The sequence below is a fragment of the Pedobacter endophyticus genome (assembly GCF_015679185.1).
In the GTDB taxonomy this organism is placed as follows: Bacteria; Bacteroidota; Bacteroidia; order Sphingobacteriales; family Sphingobacteriaceae; genus Pedobacter; species Pedobacter endophyticus.
In genome coordinates, this window is record NZ_CP064939.1 from 1478891 (window position 1) to 1497440 (window position 18550).

General features: G+C 41.5%; 17 protein-coding genes. 10 read left to right on the forward strand and 7 right to left on the reverse strand.

What is annotated here, in order from left to right; genetic code table 11:
• Positions 1-65 precede the first annotated feature (65 nt).
• Positions 66-911 (forward strand): CvfB family protein, encoded by an 846-nt coding sequence (locus IZT61_RS06010; protein ID WP_196100272.1) that lies wholly within the window; start codon positions 66-68, stop codon positions 909-911.
• Between the two features lie 722 nt (positions 912-1633).
• On the opposite strand, the gene IZT61_RS06015 is transcribed toward IZT61_RS06010, so the two are convergent.
• The 3 genes from IZT61_RS06015 to IZT61_RS06025 all read right to left on the reverse strand — a co-directional run bounded on the left by IZT61_RS06015 (position 1634) and on the right by IZT61_RS06025 (position 5982).
• Complete coding sequence (locus IZT61_RS06015) at positions 1634-2302, reverse strand: MCP four helix bundle domain-containing protein (protein ID WP_196100273.1); 669 nt, start codon at positions 2300-2302, stop codon at positions 1634-1636.
• Positions 2303-2432: 130 nt separating this feature from the next.
• Positions 2433-3866, reverse strand: a complete 1434-nt coding sequence (locus tag IZT61_RS06020; protein ID WP_196100274.1) for an ATP-dependent DNA helicase — start codon at positions 3864-3866, stop codon at positions 2433-2435.
• Between the two features lie 976 nt (positions 3867-4842).
• Positions 4843-5982, reverse strand: coding sequence for a putative sensor domain DACNV-containing protein (locus IZT61_RS06025; RefSeq protein WP_196100275.1), 1140 nt, complete (start codon positions 5980-5982; stop codon positions 4843-4845).
• Between the two features lie 373 nt (positions 5983-6355).
• On the opposite strand from IZT61_RS06025, the gene IZT61_RS06030 reads away from it, so the two are divergent.
• The 6 genes from IZT61_RS06030 (at position 6356) to IZT61_RS06055 (ending at position 10937) form a co-directional block, all read left to right on the forward strand.
• Positions 6356-7162, forward strand: coding sequence for a DUF3822 family protein (locus IZT61_RS06030; RefSeq protein WP_196100276.1), 807 nt, complete (start codon positions 6356-6358; stop codon positions 7160-7162).
• Positions 7153-7698, forward strand: coding sequence for a 16S rRNA (guanine(966)-N(2))-methyltransferase RsmD (gene rsmD, locus IZT61_RS06035; RefSeq protein ID WP_196100277.1), 546 nt, complete (start codon positions 7153-7155; stop codon positions 7696-7698). Before IZT61_RS06030 ends, rsmD begins: the two co-directional genes overlap by 10 nt.
• Before the next feature lie 80 nt (positions 7699-7778).
• Positions 7779-8240, forward strand: coding sequence for a pantetheine-phosphate adenylyltransferase (gene coaD / locus IZT61_RS06040; protein ID WP_196100278.1), 462 nt, complete (start codon positions 7779-7781; stop codon positions 8238-8240).
• Between the two features lie 170 nt (positions 8241-8410).
• Positions 8411-8914 carry an RNA polymerase sigma factor gene (locus IZT61_RS06045; RefSeq protein ID WP_196100279.1) on the forward strand — a complete coding sequence of 168 codons (504 nt, stop codon included), beginning with the start codon at positions 8411-8413 and terminating at the stop codon, positions 8912-8914.
• Complete coding sequence (locus IZT61_RS06050) at positions 8904-9512, forward strand: hypothetical protein (RefSeq protein WP_196100280.1); 609 nt, start codon at positions 8904-8906, stop codon at positions 9510-9512. The genes IZT61_RS06045 and IZT61_RS06050 overlap by 11 nt, the downstream gene beginning before the upstream one ends.
• Before the next feature lie 192 nt (positions 9513-9704).
• The gene (locus IZT61_RS06055; RefSeq protein WP_196100281.1) at positions 9705-10937 is read left to right on the forward strand and encodes an MFS transporter; all 1233 of its coding nucleotides are present in this window, start codon (positions 9705-9707) and stop codon (positions 10935-10937) included.
• A gap of 271 nt (positions 10938-11208) precedes the next feature.
• Here IZT61_RS06055 and IZT61_RS06060 read toward each other — a convergent pair whose 3' ends face one another.
• Entirely contained in the window at positions 11209-12189 is a 981-nt protein-coding gene (locus IZT61_RS06060; protein ID WP_196100282.1) for a glycoside hydrolase family 43 protein, read from the reverse strand.
• Between the two features lie 416 nt (positions 12190-12605).
• Positions 12606-13976, reverse strand: coding sequence for a dipeptidase (locus IZT61_RS06065; protein ID WP_196100283.1), 1371 nt, complete (start codon positions 13974-13976; stop codon positions 12606-12608).
• A 124-nt stretch (positions 13977-14100) separates the two neighbouring features.
• Here IZT61_RS06065 and IZT61_RS06070 point away from each other — a divergent pair, with 124 nt between their 5' ends.
• The 3 genes from IZT61_RS06070 (at position 14101) to IZT61_RS06080 (ending at position 17041) form a co-directional block, all read left to right on the forward strand.
• On the forward strand, positions 14101-14640 hold the full coding sequence (locus tag IZT61_RS06070; protein WP_196100284.1) for a PH domain-containing protein: 540 nt from the start codon (positions 14101-14103) through the stop codon (positions 14638-14640).
• Positions 14641-16140 carry a PH domain-containing protein gene (locus IZT61_RS06075; RefSeq protein ID WP_196100285.1) on the forward strand — a complete coding sequence of 500 codons (1500 nt, stop codon included), beginning with the start codon at positions 14641-14643 and terminating at the stop codon, positions 16138-16140.
• 172 nt (positions 16141-16312) lie between these two features.
• Complete coding sequence (locus IZT61_RS06080) at positions 16313-17041, forward strand: GntR family transcriptional regulator (protein WP_196100286.1); 729 nt, start codon at positions 16313-16315, stop codon at positions 17039-17041.
• Positions 17042-17074: 33 nt separating this feature from the next.
• Here the strand turns inward: IZT61_RS06080 and IZT61_RS06085 are convergent, their stop codons facing one another.
• Positions 17075-17308 carry a hypothetical protein gene (locus IZT61_RS06085; RefSeq protein ID WP_196100287.1) on the reverse strand — a complete coding sequence of 78 codons (234 nt, stop codon included), beginning with the start codon at positions 17306-17308 and terminating at the stop codon, positions 17075-17077.
• A 119-nt stretch (positions 17309-17427) separates the two neighbouring features.
• Positions 17428-18501: an L-dopachrome tautomerase-related protein gene (locus tag IZT61_RS06090; RefSeq protein ID WP_196100288.1), complete on the reverse strand. Its 1074-nt coding sequence runs from the start codon at positions 18499-18501 to the stop codon at positions 17428-17430.
• Positions 18502-18550 lie beyond the last annotated feature (49 nt).

An 18550-nucleotide genomic window follows, 5' to 3' on the forward strand; every position in this document is an offset into this window, starting at 1 on the left:
CGATTTGCGGGCAAACATTGCTACCTTTGCAGCAAAACCATTGAAGAAAATGGTTGACCCATATTATGATTGAAATAGGAAAATACAACGAGTTAAGGGTACTGAGCAAAACTGAAGCTGGCCTGAACTTAACGGATGGTGATAAACTGGTGATTTTACCCTACCATTATGTACCGAAAGGGCTCGAAATTGGCGACAACGTATCGGTTTTTGTTTACATTCAAAAAGATGGCCGCTTAACAGGAACTACGCAGCAGGCTTATGCGGAAGTTGGCGACTTTGCATTTTTAAAGGTTGTTTCTGACGGCGACGACGGCGTTTTTATGGACCTGGGCATTGATAAAGATGTTTATGTGCCCACAAGGGAGCAAAAGCGGCCGATGCAAAAAGGCTATAAATATGTGGTTTATTTGTACGTTGATGAAAATAACGACCGCTTACTGGCGTCATCGAAATTATACGATTTTGTTGAAGAAGAGCACTTCGATTTTGAAGAAGGCGACGAGGTTAGTTTACTCATTACGGAGGAAACGGACCTGGGCTTTAATGCAATAATAAACAACACGTATATCGGCCTGTTGTACCACAACGAGGTTTTTGATAATATTCAGGTTGGCGACCAACGCAAAGGCTGGATTAAAAAAATCCGCGTGGAGGGCAAAATAGACTTGACTTTGCAACCGAGTGGTTATGGCCATATCCTTGATTCGAAGGAAATGATTTTGAAGGAATTGAAGAGAAATGGTGGCATAATTGAGTTGGGCGATAAAAGTTCTCCTGAGGAAATTTATCACCGCTTTCAGATCAGTAAAAGTGCATTCAAGAAAACGATCGGTTCACTTTACAAGGAACGCCTGATTGTACTTTCTGACGATTCTATAAGGTTGCTTAGCGAGGATGAAGCTGAGTAGGTTAAAGGCTAAAGGGTCCGAAAGTCCGAAAGTCGGAGGTCCGAAGATAAGGCTGGAAAAAAAGCTGAAAGCTCAAAGGTAAAGCTAAAAGCGGAAAGACTAAAGCCGAAAGCGCAAAGAATAAAGCTGAAAGCGCAAAGACTAAAGCTGCAAGTTCAAAGACTAAAGCTAAAAGACGAACACGGAGCGGGCGAAGCGGAATGAAACTAATATTCGATATTCCACCTTTTCCGTGCATTCCGTCTTTCCGTGGCAAAAACACAGCTATAATAACTGTCATCCGATAGTGGTCTGAGCCTGTTTACTCCCTGTCCGTTCGGTCAGGCGGTCGTTACCGCCAGTTTCTTGGTTAGTGACTGAACGACAACATGAGTATGGACTAGGCAGATGAATGGAACAGCAACTGTGAACGGTCGACAGCCTACCATTGGCGTTTTCGTCATTGCGAATCGATTTTTCATCGATTGAAGCAATCTCATTAGCGATTTTCACAGAATAGATTGCTTTCCCGAAAAATCGAGACAGGCTATGCCTCGCAATAACGACCGCTTCAAAAAAGTAATGTTAATGCGCTCGCTTTAGGGTTCCCACCTTCGCGGGAATGACAATCGCCTTAAAAACGCCACTCCGATCTATTTTGCAGCTAAATACTAAAACTTAGGGTATTACTGCCAGAGGCAAAAAGAGTTGCCACGGAAGCACACAGAATACGAAACCGATACTTAATTCAATCTAAATTTTTCATTTTGAACATTTACTACATTCGATGCATAAATTATGGCAACGATCATTATTCCGATTAAAACTGCAAGGATGATTTGCAGCGTAGAATAGATCTTGGTGCCGGAAACGAATATTCTCGAATCCTTAATCAATTCGTCGCCCACTTCAGATTGAATTTTTATGAGTGCAGAGAGTTTGTTTAATGTTGCTGTAGAGGCTTGTCGCCCGCTCGATTGGTAGATTTTATCTCCGTCTGCAACGCTAAGGTTCAGTACCTTCTTTTCAATTTGATTTTGAACCGTCAACGCTTTTTTCAAATCACCAAGAAATTTTTTCTCCTCATTTACCAATAATGTCTTCTCGTATTTCGTAATTACCGAGTCTATTTTATTATTATAGCCAGTAATTTTCGAGATTTCGGTAGAAGGGTGCCCGAAATTGTTTGCAAAGGCATCTTGAAACACCGTATTTTTTAAATAGAGGTTTTCTGCAACGAAAAACAAATCTATAGCGGGCACCAGCCGATCCTGATACATCGATACGAACGATTCGTTTATTTTAGCTACACTTTTATCCTCCAGAAACCGAATGAGCAGGATGCAACACATAATACAAAAGAGAAGAAAAGCTATTTTTATCTTGTTTTTAAGTGCAAAGGCGAATTTCATGATGTTGGTTTGGTTAGCGATTTCAAAAGCTTCAATAGATTAAAGATCTATAATTAAATGGGTCATGATTACAAATCTTGACCAGCAAAACGGCTAAAAGCTGCGCTCAGAATGAAGCACCTTCTTCTATTTAAAAATAATCTTCTTGCGCTGTTTTAGCAAAAAGTTGCGGAGCGAAATTGACTAAATATAGCTCTTTTTTTGCTCTTGTGACAGCGGTGTACAGCCATCGCAAAAAATCGAGGTCGATCATTTCTTCGGTGAGATAGCCTTGATCGGTAAAAACTGCGTCCCACTGCCCACCCTGTGCCTTATGGCAAGTAACCGCATAGGCAAACTTTATTTGCAGCGCATTATAAAAAGGGTCTTGTTTAATGGCAAGCATCCGTTCTCGTTTGTTGCTAATGTGTTCATAATCTTCGTTTAGTCCATCAAAAAGCTTTTTATTTTGTTCGTAAGGCAAATTTGCCGATTCTAAGTTCAGGGTATCGAGCATTACTTTGCAACTAATTTGCCCGGCTGCCGGAAAATCCATAAACTCCAACGTGGCGTCGGCAAAGCGGAAACCATAGCGTTCTTCTTCTCCACGTACCCTGATCACCTTAGCCATGTCTCCATTGGCGATAAAAGCAGTCTCTTCGTTTTCGGGCAACCAAAAATAATTGTTACGCACCACCATCACCTGATCGCCGCCTGTAAGCTCCTCTTCGCGATAGAGCAACCGTGCTCTGATTTGCTGATTGTAAATGTTGGCTGATTTATTTGAACGGCAAACCACCAAAGTGTTTTCCATTCCGAACTTCCGATAAGCATACTCCAACCCTTCAACCAAACGGGCACCCGCCATGTTGTAAATATCGTTGTAGTTTTTAGTGAGAAACTTTGGCAAGGGGTTTTCAGGATTTTTGGAAATTTGATTCCGCAGCATGGTTGCATTGGCCAAAATGCCCGATTTTTTTTCTTGTCGCACCACCTCCTTTAATTCAATTGAGGTAACCGTCAGGGCAAACTTATCCTTTATATAGGTTTCGTTTAAGGCCGGGCTATCTACACTGCCAACGGGTGGTAATTGCGCAGTATCGCCCACAAACAAAAGGAAACAGTTTTTATCGTTGTAAACAAACTCCAACAGATCTCTCAAAATTGATGAGCCTGTTTCATTGTACTCGTCGGAAATCATCGAAGCCTCGTCGATAATAAACAAGGTGTTCTCACTTAAGTTAGGCGCAAGTTGAAACTGCATTTCGGGCGATGCTGCAGAGCGCTTTCTATAAATTCTTTTATGAATGGTAAGTGCTTTTCGGTTTGCATATTGGCTCATTACCTTGGCCGCACGGCCTGTCGGCGCCAATAATTCGCTTCGTAAATTAAACTTGGTAAGCACCTTCACCAAAGCAGCAACCGATGTGGTTTTACCAGTACCGGCATAGCCTTTCAGCACAAAACAACGGTATCGATCGTCTTCCTGCAAAAACCTCGACATCCGCTCGCAAAAAAGCAACTGCTCTTTCGTTGGCGAATGTGGGTAAGATTGAGCAATAAGTTGGCTTTTATCGTTATACATTATGTTTACTTTCTAATTTCTACACCATACAGAGATATAAAAAAATAGTTTTTTTAACCAAGCGTTTTTGTTCTCTGTGCTATGGTTGATCTATAATTTGCTTTTTAGTTCGACCATATAGACATATAGGCCATATAGTTTTTCTTTCCAGCCTAGCTTATATGTTCTCTATGCCTATAGCGTTTACACATCCTGCGTTAGTTTTGACCATATAGACATATAGGCCATATAGTTTTTTCTTTCCAGCCTAGCTTGTGTACACATATGGTTTCTTCCCACACGCGGCTTATGTCCTGTATGCCTATATTCTCGACCCGCGTCTGCCATTAATTTAAACCATATAGGCATGTAGGGGATATAGTTTCTTCTTTTCAGCCTAGCTTATAGGTTCTCTATGCCTATATGGTTTACACATCCACCGTCAGTTTGACCATATAAACATATAGGCCACATAGTTTCTTTCTTTTCAGCCAAGTTTATGGGTTCTCTATGCCTATATGGTTTGCACATCCCGCGTTAGTTTAACCATATAAACATATAGGCCATATAGTTTTTTCTTTCCAGCCTAGCTTATAGGTTCTCTATGCCTATATGGTTTACACATCCACCGTCAGTTTGACCATATAGACATATAGGCCATATAGTTTTTTCTTTCCAGCCAAGTTTATAGGTTCTCTATGCCTATATGGTTTACACATCCACCGTCAGTTTGACCATATAGACATATAGGCCATATAGTTTTTTCTTTCCAGCCTAGCTTATAGGTTCTCTATGCCTATATGGTTTACACACACGCCTAATAATTTGCATCAAGAACAAATAGTTTTTTATTTCCAACCAAGCTTATATGCTCTCTATGCCTATATGGTTTACACATCCCGCGTTAGTTTGACCATATAAACATATAGGCCACATAGTTTCTTCTTTCCAACCAAGCTTATATGTTCTCTATGCCTATATGGTCAACCGCAGCTGATTACAATAATAATGTTTCAATGCGATGCGCCATGACCATATTTTGCAGTTTACTCCAACTAAAAATGGTGAAATGCCCATCTTGCGAAGCCACCAAACCAATGGCCTGTGGTTGATCGTTAACAAACTGCGCTACCGAAAAATGCCTCGTTCCACCTAGTTGGCCGGGATAGAGAATCTTATCTTCGCCACCAACAATCGGTTCTGAAAAAGCAATCTGCTCAACCGTCGGCTTGCCTTTGGCACGACCTATTTTAGCGCCAAAAGCGATAAGGTCGAATTGTTCGTTAATTATCGTAGCACCATCTACAGCGGTTAAACCCGCCAAATGCTCCACCTCGCGACGCAATGCGCCCTGAGAGAAAATTTCGCTCTGATTGCCACTTTGCTTAGCGAGATTGGATAAGCCGCAAAACGGAGGCTTAACCAGGTATTGTATTGGATGAATGATCGATTCCTCCCATTTCGAATCATCTTTTGGAACGATGAGCAAAGCGCCGCCGCGACCATGACTACGCATGGAAACCGAAAATTGGATCAAGATATTTATCGGATCGTTCCAACTTGCCAGAACCGTCAAATCCAACAGCGCCTTTAAAATTGGCGGGCAATCGCGGTTGGTGCACGAAGTATCGTCGACAATTCTAATTTGTTCACCTTTTAAAACAGCAACATTGGTGTATTTGCCAATGCCGTAAATCCGGCGGTGTTTAATTACGATTAGCCCCGGTTCAGAAACATCGACCACAAAGCAAAAGTTCGGAATATTTAATGTCGTTCCCCAAACATACAGCTCTCCATCTTCCTCCCAAACGCCAACGTGAATCCCCGAACGCTCTACCCCTGGAGCGATTTTGGTGAGGGTGGTTGCATTTAATGGCAACGATTTGGCAAACCTTAATGGTTTAGAAGTTTGCGAAGGCGGCAAAAAAGCGATGGAAATGCGGGGCGAATGTCCCTCCTCTTTTCGTAAGCTCGACCAAAAAGCAACATCAATTAACGCCTCAATTGTTTTTTGGTCTGGCAGTGTTGCCAAATCGAGCTCCCCCTGCGCTGCTGCATTTGCATGCAACTTAACAAAATGATGTTCAATTTTTGCCGCAACGGTATTTGCTGCCTTATAAGTGGGCTTGTAACTCATGTTCCGAATTTAAGCTGAATATTTCGATTTTTGGATAGGCAAAAAGTTTGATTTTGGTAAAAAGATTTTGTGCGGGCTTAACCACAGATGCGCTCACTTTCCTGCAGGCAGCTTGGGACGACACAGATTAAGAGTTACCACGGAAACACCGAATAAAGTTTATCACTCGCATCCAGTTAGCTAAAAACCATTTGTGGTTAAATCCAAAAGTTGCCACGGAAACACTGAAACCACGGAAAGAAAGTGGTTCATTTTGCTTTGGTGCTTCTGTGGAAAAAAAAATAAAAACCTATGTTTATGCTTTTTTAAACGGTTTAATTCTTTTGTGGGCTACAATTGCGGTTAATACGTAAAAAACGCTATTTTTGTGTCAATGAGCAACAACAGCCTCTTATTGGTCGACCCGAAATTCAAACCTGATTCATCAGTGGATTGCCATTTATTGTTGAAGATAACCAATGATAGCTTTTCTTACGCCATCGTTAATAAAGACACGGAGCAGATTCATGTTATTTTCGATAAACAAGGTTCGGAAAATATTGAGTTCGATTTGAAATCTGCATTCGAAACCGATAGCTACCTGTCGCAAAAATACGGCACCATAAAAGCAGCGGTACATACTCAAAATTTTGTTTTCATTCCTGATGATTGGTTCAACGCAGATAACCTTTCTGTTTACTCGCATTTTCTCAGGGCCGACGGAAAAATCAATAGCAAACACCACCGCGAACAGGGTTTTAATACGCTCTTTATATTAGCTAATAAAATTGAGGATAACCTGCCTGCAGGTACGGTTATTTTCCCTCAATCGTCGCCCCTATTGGCGCTGTCTAATCATATCTCAGGCGATGCGCTATTGATTGACTTCACTGCATCATCTTTCAATGTATTGTATGCCAGGCAAGGGAAAACCAATTTTCAAAACCATTACGAAGCCGAAAACACCGACGAATTTAATTACTTCCTATTGCTCATTATCGAGCAACTGGGCTTAGATGAGTCCGTTCCAGTATATCTGCAGGGCATTATTGATGAGGATGACAACAATTACAAAACCTTGCTAAAATATTTCAATAACCTGTATTTCTTTCTTCCTGCCGGAAAACAAAACAGTGAACTTTTAGACGATATGCCTAAGCACTATTTCAGCGGACTACTTGCCTTGGATTTATGCGAATAATTGGTGGTAAATTAAAAGGTATCCGCTTGCAGCCGCCTGCAAATTTGCCTGTGCGCCCAACAACCGACATGGCCAAAGAGGCGCTTTTTAACATTTTGAACAATAGATTTGATTTTGAAAATTGCGCCGTGCTCGATTTATTTTGCGGCACCGGAAACCTGACTTTCGAGTTTGCCTCGCGTGGCGCAGAAAGTGTTTTAGCCATCGACATGGATTATGGCTGCGTAAACTGGGTTAAAACCACCGCAAAAAAATATGAATTTAATCAAGTCGATGTTCGTAAAGGCGATGTTTTCAAGCTTTTAAAACAGATGACTGGCAATTACGATCTTATCTTTGCCGATCCTCCGTACAACATGCCCAATATTCCACAAATTCCGGTTATGGTGAAAGAACAGCAACTGCTCAAGCCCGACGGCCTTTTAGTTGTAGAGCATCAAAGCAACATGAAACTAAATAGCCAGCCGGGCTACACAGAAACCCGCAAGTACGGAAACTCATCGTTTAGTTTTTTCGAGTACCTGGCCGCTGATTGATTTTAAAAATCAAAGCCTTTTTCTGCTGCTCACAAGCCTTTAAACTTTCTCCTTTCCAGTTAAAAATCTATATTTGAGTTATGAAGATAGCGCTATTTCCAGGTTCATTTGATCCGATAACCATCGCCCATGTAAACATATTGCAGCGTGCCACTCCCCTATTCGATAAAATCGTAATTGGCATCGGGTTAAATAGCGCTAAGCAAAACTTCCTCACGGCCGAACAGCGTTTACAGATCCTTGAAACGGTTTTTAAGGGCTATCAAAATATCGAAATCCAAACTTACGAGGGCCTAACCGTTAATTTCTGTAGAAAAATTAAGGCCACCTATATGGTTCGCGGAATCCGGTCGGCATCCGATTTTGAGTACGAACGTGCCATTGCTCAAATCAACCAAACCATGATGCCCGATGTAGAGACTATTCTGCTTTTGAGCAAACCAGAATATTCAGCCATCAGCTCAACAATCGTTCGCGACATTTTACGAAATCACGGCGATGTAAGTCCGTTTGTCCCAAAAGAAGCACTGAACTTTTTATAAAAACGACGCCAAATAAATTTCTTTTCCTTTCCTATGTAACGTTTTAAAAAATCGGTTACCAATTGAGTAAATAATTTAAACATCGCGACTCGAATGGCAGATTTTTTATACCACGTTTACATTTCCTTTCTCAATCAAAAGTTTACTTATTTAGCTAATTAAACGCATTTGTGGAACGAATTGAGACCATATTTTTATCGCTGATCAATCAGCATAAAGGGATTATACATAAAGTTTCTAAAATGTATATGAACGATGTTGAAGACCAGCGAGATTTGTTTCAGGAGATTGTTATGCAGCTTTGGAAAGCCTATCCCACCTTCAAGGGAAACAGCAAATTCTCAACCTGGATGTATCGCGTCGCCTTAAATACTGCATTAATATATTTTAAAAAAGACAATCGAAAGGTAGATAAAACTCCGCTCGATGAAAACGTCGACATCGTTGATGTAAACGAAAGCGATGCCAGGGAAGAAAAACTGGCCTATCTCTACAAAGCCGTTCAGCAGTTAAACCCAGTTGAAAAAGCATTGATTTTTCTCTTTCTCGAAAATCAGTCGCATAGAGAAATCGCCGAAAACCTGGGCATCAGCGAGATAAATGCAAGGGTAAAACTCAACAGAACCAAAGAAAAATTACAGCTCATTATAAAGAAAAACGGTTATGAATTTTGACGAAATAAAAAGCGAATGGAATGCTGAAGATGGCGAAAAAACCAGCGTTTCTGAAAATATGCTCAAAATAAAGCAAGCCAGAACGCCCGTTGATACCATCAGAAACAAAATGAAACATGAGTTTTTTTACCAGGTTCTGGTACTTATATTAATGGCATTTGTGCCGTACCTATTCAATTTCTCGGCGCATAGCACCACGGCTTATCTTGCCTTTTATGCCGTAACCTGCGGCTTCAGCGCCTATTACTTTTTTAAGTTTTACAGGTTCTATAAAAACTCGTACGATATGAGTATGGACAGCCGAAAAAATATTCTTTGGTTTTATTATGAAATGAAACTGAATATCGAGCTTTATAAGGCGCTAACCTACATTATTGCCTTTATCGGAATCGCCTTTCTTGCCACCCTTCTATTTATCGAAAAATTTTATGTTTTTAATAAGATCGTAAGCAAGCTTTCTACTTTTTATTTACTCGTAAACTGCTTTGTAACCATTTTGTTTATTGGCGTAATTACCGAACTCTGGGCTTGGTATTACTACGGAAAACATTTAAAAAAAGTTAAAAAAATAGTCGATGAACTCGATTCTGAGGTTTAGGCCCCGATGTTAGCTTTTTCATCATTACCTTACCTTGGAAATCCATGTTTTTTCGGCGGTCATTAATAGTGCATTAGCCCGTTTTTTCTGCATAAATCGCACAGATTTAAAAAGATTTCATCGCCGCACATCTTTTTATTATCTGCGAAAAATAAGCCGGCTATTGATTAATTTTGGTGCTCAGAAACGATCATGTTTAAACCTATCCTTAATACCTATAAAGCTTCATTTAGCGGACTAACCAGAGAAACCTGGCTTTTGAGCAGTGTAATGATGTTTAACAGGTTTGGAAGCATGGCCGTTCCGTTTATGGGCCTTTATGTTACCCAAAGCTTGCACCGTTCAGAAACCGACGCCGGGTTAATTATTACACTTTTCGGGGTAGGTTCAATTCTCGGTTCGCTTACCGGGGGCAAACTTACCGATGTTATTGGCTTTAGGCCAGTACAAATACTATCATCAATAATTGGCGGCTTACTTTTTATTCTTTTTTCAACCATCGATCATTTTTTTACACTTTGCCTGTTGGCTGTCGTCATCAGCTTTTTTTCAGAAGCCTTTAGGCCAGCCAATTTCACCGCCGTAGCGCACTACGCTAAAAAAAAGAACATCACACGAGCCTATTCATTAAACAGGTTGGCAACCAATATCGGCTGGTCGGCAGGGATTAGCATGGCCGGAATAATTGCGTCAATCAATTACAAATTGCTCTTTATTGTTGAGGGCGGCGTGAGCATTCTGGTTGGCCTTTCTATACTTTTCTTGCTCCCAAAGGTGAAGGGATTTATAAAGACTGCTAAAGCGAACCGCAGCACAATGGTGATTAAAAAGCCCTGGCAAGATCCTTTTTACATCAAATTTATCCTCATCACCACTATTTTTATCACTTCCGCATTTCTAATGTTTAGGGTTGTTCCTGTATTTTTTAAAGAACAATGGCACATTAACGAAGCCGCAATCGGTGTAATTATCGGTTTAAACGGCGCTATAATTGCCCTATTCGAAATGGTTATGATCAATAAGATCGAAAACAGAAGATCGCCAATTTTTTTCATCATTATCGGTGCCATTTTGTTTGCGGTTTCCTATCTTATACTGAGCGTACCCTTTGCCCTACACGTAACCATGGCCGTGCTTACCGTTGTTATTTTTACCATCGGCGAAATGTTCGTTTTGCCATTTATTAACACCGTTGTAATTAACAGCAGTAACGAACATAACCGCGGCCTATACGCTGCTGGCTACACCCTAAGCTGGTCAATTGCCCAGGTTTTAGGCCCATTAAGCGGCTTTTTTATCGCGAAGCATCTTGGCTACAACATGCTATGGTTTGGCGAAGCCTGCATTTTGTTGCTCTGCGCTTACGCCTTCAGTATGCTCGGAAAAGCGAGTGTCAAGGCCATTTTAAATACCGATCAGGCATAAAAAAAGGAATAAGCAGTTCGCCTATCCCTTCCATTTAATAGCAGTGCAATTACGATTATATTAGTTGAAACATAATCGTTTTTTGTAGAAAATGAGCGTTCTGGAACCTTTGGCCGGCCGCAGTCCCGCTATTAACCATAGTCCTCGCTTTGCCAGGCGCTCCATGCCCTACTGGCTCCGGGCTATTTGGCGCTATCGGGTTTAAAAACAGTGGAAACCAACCCTGAACGAGCATTAAAAATTACCGACAGAACGACCGCTGCATGAACGTTTACTTAACTTTTTGTGCTTTTACGCCCTCATTCGTAATCTTTACAGGCAGAATTTTTCCATCCGCATCAAATTTCATCTCATCAATACACGTAGCTCTGTGGTTTCCGTCAGTTTCCGTTAATGGGCGGCGATGATAAACAATATAATATGTACCCTTTTTTTCGTTAATAATGAGCGAATTATGACCTGCGCCTGTTGCAATTGCAGGATCTTGTTTCAAAATTACACCCTCACGTTTAAAAGGTCCGAACGGCGAATCGCTAACCGCGTACGCCACAGCATAATCAGGGCCAGTCCAACCACCTTCGCTCCACATAAAGTAGTATTTGCCATTTTTGATAAACATGTAAGGCCCTTCAACATATTTATCAGGTGTTATTTCCTTAAAAATTGTTCCGTCGGGAAAAGGCACGAAGCCCGAGAAATCGTTATTCAACTTCGCAATGTTGCAGTGTCTCCATCCACCGTAAATTAAATAGTATTGGCCGTCTTTATCTTTAAATACAAACTGGTCAATTGGTTGCGCACCATTATGAAATTTATCAACCAGTGGCTTACCCAAATGATCTTTATAAGGCCCTTCGGGCTTATCGGCTACTGCTACACCAATACCGCCGATTTCATTATCACTTTGAATATCGTTTGCGCCGAAAAACAGGTAGTATTTTTTATCTTTTTGAACAATTGCTGGCGCCCACATGGCTTTATTTGCCCATTTAATGGCTGCCGTATCTACAATGTGCGGGTGCTTTTTCCAATTTACCAGGTCGTCAGAAGAGAAAGCATCCAAAAAAACCTGCTCTTTGTACTTGGCCGAATAGGTCGGATAAACCCAGTACTTATTGTTAAAAATTGCAGCGTCCGGATCTGCGTACCAACCCGGAAATATTGGGTTTCCAGATTGCTTAATCGTTTTACTACTTTGAGCAAAAGCACCAAGGCCCGCTACAAGTAAAAGAGATGATAAGATGTATTTCATGGGTACAATTTAGCAAAAATTATGATTTCTAGAAATTATACCGAATGGTTCGGTTTGCGCAAGTTGTAGTCGCGGCGATAAGCAGATTCAAAGATTTCTCCTCCAAAGGAGCTCCTGCGGAGCGCTTCGGTCGAAATAACGACTCCTCTAAGATATTCTTCTAAAAAATAACGTCATTCACATTGATTTTATTCCAATAATTACCCCTCAGGATGACAGCGTTTAAAAAAACATCCGACGAATAGCTGCAAAGTGCTCGATATTCATCGGCTGACTAAATGCAGAGGCAGATTCAAAGATTTCTCCGCTTCGGTCGAAATGACGGGCTCAGAAAAGTCATCCGATGAATAGCAGCGAACCGCCTATTATTCATCGGATGACTACATAAAGGCCGTTATCGGCTAACGCTCCTGGTTTTATTTACTCAATTCAGCAAAGTATTTGTGAAAGAGTGGTAAAGTTTCGATGCCTTTATAATAGTTGTAAATATCGTATTTCTCGTTTGGCGAATGCAGCGCATCGCTATCTAAACCGAAGCCAAAAAGCACTGATTTAATCCCTAAAACATCTTCGAACAAGGCCACAATCGGAATACTGCCGCCACCACGTGTCGGAATTGCTTTTTTGCCAAAACTAGCCTCAATGGCCTTTTCAGCCGCTTGATAAGCCACACTATCGGTTGGTGTAACTACGGGCTCGCCACCGTGATGAGGCGTTACTTTTACCTTAACATTTTTAGGTGCAATGCTTTCGAAATGCTTTGCAAAAATTTCGGCAATTTCTTCTGAACTTTGATTTGGCACTAAACGCATCGAAATTTTAGCGTTGGCCTTACTTGGCAATACGGTTTTGGCACCTTCGCCGATGTAGCCGCTCCAAATTCCGTTAACCTCTAAAGTAGGTCGCGTTCCGGTACGTTCTAAAGTCGAATATCCTTTTTCGCCCCAAACTTCTTCAATATCAAGATCCTTTTTGTATTCTGCCTCATCATAAGGTGCAGAATTTAAGGCGTTTTTTTCCTCCTCTGTCAATTCAACAACTTTATCATAGAACGCCGGGATGGTAATGTGGTTATTTTCATCGTGTAAAGAAGCAATCATTTTACATAAAATAGTAGCCGGATTAGCTACCGCACCACCATAAACACCCGAATGTAAATCGCGATTGGGTCCCACCACTTCTACTTCCATATAAGCTAAGCCACGCAGGCCGGTTTCGATTGATGGATGCTCCATGCTAATCATCGAAGTATCAGAAATAAGTACCACATCGGCTTTTAACCGCTCAGCGTTTGCCTTAACAAAAATGCCAAGGTTGGCAGAGCCTACTTCTTCTTCGCCCTCGATCATAAACTTAACGTTGCAAGCCAACGTATTGGTTTCCATCATCAATTCAAATGCCTTGACGTGCATGTAAAACTGACCTTTATCATCGCAAGCGCCACGGGCGTATATTTTCCCATCGCGAACGGTGGGTTCAAACGGAGGGGTATGCCACAATTCCAACGGATCTGCGGGTTGAACATCGTAATGACCATAAATTAAAACGGTTGGTAAAGATGCATCTACAATCTTCTCGCCATAAACAATTGGGTAACCTGCAGTTGGGCAAATCTCTACATGATCTGCACCGGCATCCTTTAATTTTTGTGCAACGTAATCGGCAGTTTTTAAAACATCACCTTTATATTTCGGATCAGCACTAACCGATGGAAAACGCAGTAGTTCGAACAGCTCATCTAAAAAGCGTTGTTTGTGCGTTTCTACATAATTTTTAATCTCTTGCATAACAAATGAATTTGCACAAATATAGGGTTTTAATGTAAAAGCGATTTTGTAATTCACGCTAAGGAACGTAACAAAAGCCTAAAAAATTTATCATATTGCAAATCAATTTATCTTAACTCTAAACATGTCTGCCGAAACCTTTACAAACGAAGCTATCGATATTGATGCGCTGCCCAAATACGAAGAAATTTTGTTGAATAAGCCTCATCGGGATTACCTGAAGATCATATTTATCGGTTTTACGATCTATTTCGTCGTTTTTGGTGTTGCAGTCGGTTTAGGCGTAACTTTTATCGACGAACTTAAGCCGCATGCCCTTTTAATCTTCTTGGTATATGTTGGCTTTATGGCATTATTGATTTTGCTTTTGGTTGCAGGTTTTAAAAAACGAGGCTACGCAATCAGAACGAAGGATGTAATTTACAAAAGTGGAATTATTGCAGAGTCGACAACGATTGTTCCGCTCAACCGGATTCAGCATATAGAGCTCAATGAGGGGGTTTTTTCGAGGATGTTCAAAGTTGGCACCTTACAGCTATTTAGTGCTGGCGGACAAAGCGGGCATTTGAACATTGCGGGCATACCGATTGAACAGGCAAAAGGCATTAGAGATTTGCTTTTAAAGCAACTTGAGGGATTAGACAACCAACCGACGGATTTGTAAATGGAAAGAGATTTTAGCAAGCCGCAAAGAGAATCGGCTTTTGGTATTATTATAATGGCCGCACACACCGTGCTAAAAGTTGGCAGGGCGCTCTTCTTTTTCCTGATTTATGCCTTCGTAAAAATGAGCGCCAGCAATGCGGCTTATGTATTGCTTGGTGCAGCAGTTATCTTTGTGTTGTGCGTAATTTACGGCTACCTCTGGTATTTGAAGTTCACCTTCTTTTTAGATAAAGAGAAGGAGGAATTTGTGATCAATAAGGGTGTTTTAAACCGCGACCAGGTGATTATTCAACTGGATAAAATTCAGCAGGTAAACATTAACCAAAATGTGTTGCAGAAAATTATTGGCGTTTATGGCCTGAAGATCGACACGGCGGGCGCAAATGGCGAGGAAGTGAGCATCAGGGCGATAGATGAAGCTTCGGCCTACAATTTAAGGGAGCATTTGTTGGGTAAATCGCTTCATGAGGAAGCAGAAAAGACTGAGCTTAACCCGGCAAAAACAGATGTTCCGTTATTGAGGATCAGTACCTGGACTTTGTTTAAGGTTGGCCTAACCTCTAATTATGGGCGAAGCCTGGCCATTATACTGGCTTTTATGTTCTATATCATGCAGGAGGCCAGGCACATTATGGATTTGTTTGAAATTGATAAGGATTATGTGAAAAATGCCATGCTCGGTATTACGGCGCTATTTTCGGTAGCTGTGGTGGTGGCGGTGTTACTGGCCATTTTACTTATTTTTAATTTAGCGAGAACCTTTTACAAATATTTTGAACTCGAAATTATTCAACACCCGCACTCGCTGCTCCTCTCTTCGGGCTTAATTGCCAAAAAAAGTACATTAATTAGCCCGAGCAAGGTGCAGATCACTACTTTTAGCCAGAATTATTTTCAAAGAAAGTTAAACTTACTTAATATTAATTTGAGGCAGGCGCATTTTGGACAAAGCAAAGACGGCAAAGAAATGCAGGGAAATACGCTGGAGATTGTTGGTTGTAATGCTGGCGAACGCGATGAGCTGTTGAAAATGATTTTGGGCCAGATCCCTAAAACAGACAAAACTTTCATCCCCGATTGGCGCTTTTTAAATCTGCCCGTCTTTTTTAAACTGGTGTTGCCGGTTGCGCTTTTCTTAGTTATCGCATTGAATGTTCCTGAGATTAAACCGTTTATCGGCTTCGCAATAGCATATATAGCGATCGGCTTTGCAATGATCTACATCAGTTACCGCAAGCACCGATTGGCAGTTAACCAGAATTTCATTATCAAAACGAGCGGTATCTGGGATATCTCGAACGAAATTATACAGCCCAACAAAATACAGGCCATTACCACTTCGCAATATCCCTGGCATAAAGGTGTAGATGTGGGCCATTTATGTCTCCATACCGCAGCAGGGCAAATTCGCTTCAAGTATGGAAATTACACGCAAATTAAACAACTGGTAAATTATTGGTTGTATCAGGTTGAAAGCGGAAACGAAAATTGGATGTAGTTTGAAGTCCGAGTTTGGAGTCTTGAGTCCGGAGTCTTGAGTCTCGACGCCTAAGACAAAACAAATGGCTAAAGATTACTGTTGCAATTCGCTTTGAAAACAGAACCAATTATTTTTCATTAATTTGCATCAAGTTTTAAGCTAGATTAGTTTTGTTTTATTCAGAAGGCGAATGAAATTTTCGATAGACCACAAAAGCCCTGTTCCACTACACATTCAGGCAGAAGAATTACTTCGCGATTTGATTAAGGATCCGGAATATGCTACTAAGTTTCTGCCTAACGAAGTAGATATGGCCAAACAACTGGCTATTTCGAGAACCACTTTGCGGCAGGCGCTCAATAAACTGGTGTATGAGGGTCTGTTGATCAGGAAAAAAGGCATTGGCACTAAAGTAGCCCAGGTTTCGGTAAGTTCGAAATCGAACAACTGGCTCAGTTTTTCGCAAGAGATGCAAGCGAGGGGAATTCCGATCAAAAATTTCGAACTCCACATCAGCTGGGTACATCCCGACGAAAAACTTGCACACTTCTTCGACATTGGCACGGATAAAAAAGTGTTAAAACTCGAGCGCTTGCGGGGGCGTGCCGAAGGTCCGTTTGTGTATTTTATTTCTTACTTTCATCCACGCGTAGGCTTAACTGGTGATGAAGATTTTAAGCGGCCTTTGTATGAGATTCTGGAGAAAGACCACTCTGTTATTGCCAACCTATCAAAAGAGGAAATCAGCGCCAAAGAAGCCGATAAGTTTCTAGCCACTAAGCTCGAAATTGAACCGGGCAAAGCATTGCTATTCAGAAAACGCTTCGTTTTTGACCAGGCAGACCGGCCGATTGAATACAACCTGGGTTATTACCGGGCCGATAGCTTTGTTTATACAGTAGAAAGTCGCAGAGATTAAATTGCCTAGCGCTGCTAGTGCCTCACTGCAGCGCTAAATCAAAGTGGTATCTTCTCCCTGATCGCGGCGCCCCTTATCGGTATTCCGGTTTTCGTGCCGCATATTTACATTTTCATCCGGCTGCCCTTCATCATCGAGATATTCACGCTCTAAAGCTTCGTTTACTTCATCATCGCGGGTTACTTCTTTAAGTCCGTTGCCACCACGCTCGGTACCAGACGGCTTTCCTTTTGGTGTTTTTGATTTGTGGTTACTGTGCTGTGTCATATTCTTTCATCAAGTTGAGTAGTTATCTAAATCGCAACTAAATGCCCTGTTATCTAATAGTGCATGTGCGTCAGTTTTTTTAAGCGGCTGTCGCAAAATGTTATGTCATTAGCCGATGTTTACAGTTTCATCCGATAAACAGTGTACGGCGAGGTGCGCTTATTTACGCCGTTGTTGTATTCGGGCTGCTTTTGAATTTGCGAGCAACTGATATACAAATAGCCATCGGCAATGCTATAGCTATCGGGCCAAATCAAGGGATCGTCTTTAACCAACGTAGTCATTTTGTGGTTCTGGTCAATTTTAAGGATACTGTAATTTTGCAGGTCGCCCAAATACAGGTTACCGGCTTTATCGAAGATCATCCCATCGGTGGTAGCAAAATGACCGAGATCTTCTACTTTTGCCGCAAGATCGGTTTCGCTCATACCGAAATTCCGCAGGTATTCCGTCTTTATTCGGTATAGCTTATCATCGGTTAAAGGTTTATAATAAACCCAGTTGCCATCGGGTGTTAGTGCAATGCCATCTGAATTCATTTTTACCGGTTTACCCTCTTTCATTAATTCGCGGCCATCGATAATGAACTTGTAAGCGGGATCGGATTTTGTAGAATAATGCGTACTCAAAACCCGCCGCATTTCGCCCGATGTTAGGTTGACAACGATAATGCCTCCACCTTTTGATTCACTGAGGTAGGCAAAGTTCTTTTGCACATCAACCCGCACGTCGTTTACATAAGCGGTATCAGGCACGAGGTTCATAAACGAATACGTGCGTTCGGGCAAATTGGTAGATTTATTCATTTTTACCAGCCTGGCACCATTTCCTTGTATGGTTTTCATCATCGGTGCTGCCGGATCGAGTATCCACAAGCCGCCATTATCATCGATATAAACCGACTGTACGCAAACCCATTTGTTTGTTCCATCTTGCCCGGATTGCCAGTTGTTCATTTCTGCGTTGGGATATGGCGTTACCGTGTTGCCCTCGGCTGTTACCACGGCGTAACGGTAAATTTCTGACCAACGGGGATAATTGATCCATAATTTGCCGGAAGGTTCTTTTGCCAGGCCAGTAAGCTGATAGGTATCGTCTGAGAAGACAAGTTCGAGCTTTTGCTCCGCAGATCGGTTTTTCTTGCAAGAACTCAGCGCCAGGCCCATAATCATTAAAACGAGTAATCTTTTCATAACTATTTTTCTATGCTATGTTTGAATTGATGCTGCCAACAACACCACA

Coding starts and splice junctions, on each gene's coding strand:
- IZT61_RS06085 (WP_196100287.1), bottom strand. CDS start 17,308: ATGACACAGCACAGTAACCACAAATCAAAAACACCAAAAGGAAAGCCG.
- IZT61_RS06020 (WP_196100274.1), bottom strand. CDS start 3,866: ATGTATAACGATAAAAGCCAACTTATTGCTCAATCTTACCCACATTCG.
- IZT61_RS06015 (WP_196100273.1), bottom strand. CDS start 2,302: ATGAAATTCGCCTTTGCACTTAAAAACAAGATAAAAATAGCTTTTCTT.
- IZT61_RS06030 (WP_196100276.1), top strand. CDS start 6,356: ATGAGCAACAACAGCCTCTTATTGGTCGACCCGAAATTCAAACCTGAT.
- IZT61_RS06075 (WP_196100285.1), top strand. CDS start 14,641: ATGGAAAGAGATTTTAGCAAGCCGCAAAGAGAATCGGCTTTTGGTATT.
- IZT61_RS06010 (WP_196100272.1), top strand. CDS start 66: ATGATTGAAATAGGAAAATACAACGAGTTAAGGGTACTGAGCAAAACT.
- IZT61_RS06055 (WP_196100281.1), top strand. CDS start 9,705: ATGTTTAAACCTATCCTTAATACCTATAAAGCTTCATTTAGCGGACTA.
- IZT61_RS06050 (WP_196100280.1), top strand. CDS start 8,904: ATGAATTTTGACGAAATAAAAAGCGAATGGAATGCTGAAGATGGCGAA.
- IZT61_RS06060 (WP_196100282.1), bottom strand. CDS start 12,189: ATGAAATACATCTTATCATCTCTTTTACTTGTAGCGGGCCTTGGTGCT.
- IZT61_RS06070 (WP_196100284.1), top strand. CDS start 14,101: ATGTCTGCCGAAACCTTTACAAACGAAGCTATCGATATTGATGCGCTG.
- IZT61_RS06025 (WP_196100275.1), bottom strand. CDS start 5,982: ATGAGTTACAAGCCCACTTATAAGGCAGCAAATACCGTTGCGGCAAAA.
- IZT61_RS06090 (WP_196100288.1), bottom strand. CDS start 18,501: ATGAAAAGATTACTCGTTTTAATGATTATGGGCCTGGCGCTGAGTTCT.
- IZT61_RS06065 (WP_196100283.1), bottom strand. CDS start 13,976: ATGCAAGAGATTAAAAATTATGTAGAAACGCACAAACAACGCTTTTTA.
- coaD (WP_196100278.1), top strand. CDS start 7,779: ATGAAGATAGCGCTATTTCCAGGTTCATTTGATCCGATAACCATCGCC.
- IZT61_RS06080 (WP_196100286.1), top strand. CDS start 16,313: ATGAAATTTTCGATAGACCACAAAAGCCCTGTTCCACTACACATTCAG.
- rsmD (WP_196100277.1), top strand. CDS start 7,153: ATGCGAATAATTGGTGGTAAATTAAAAGGTATCCGCTTGCAGCCGCCT.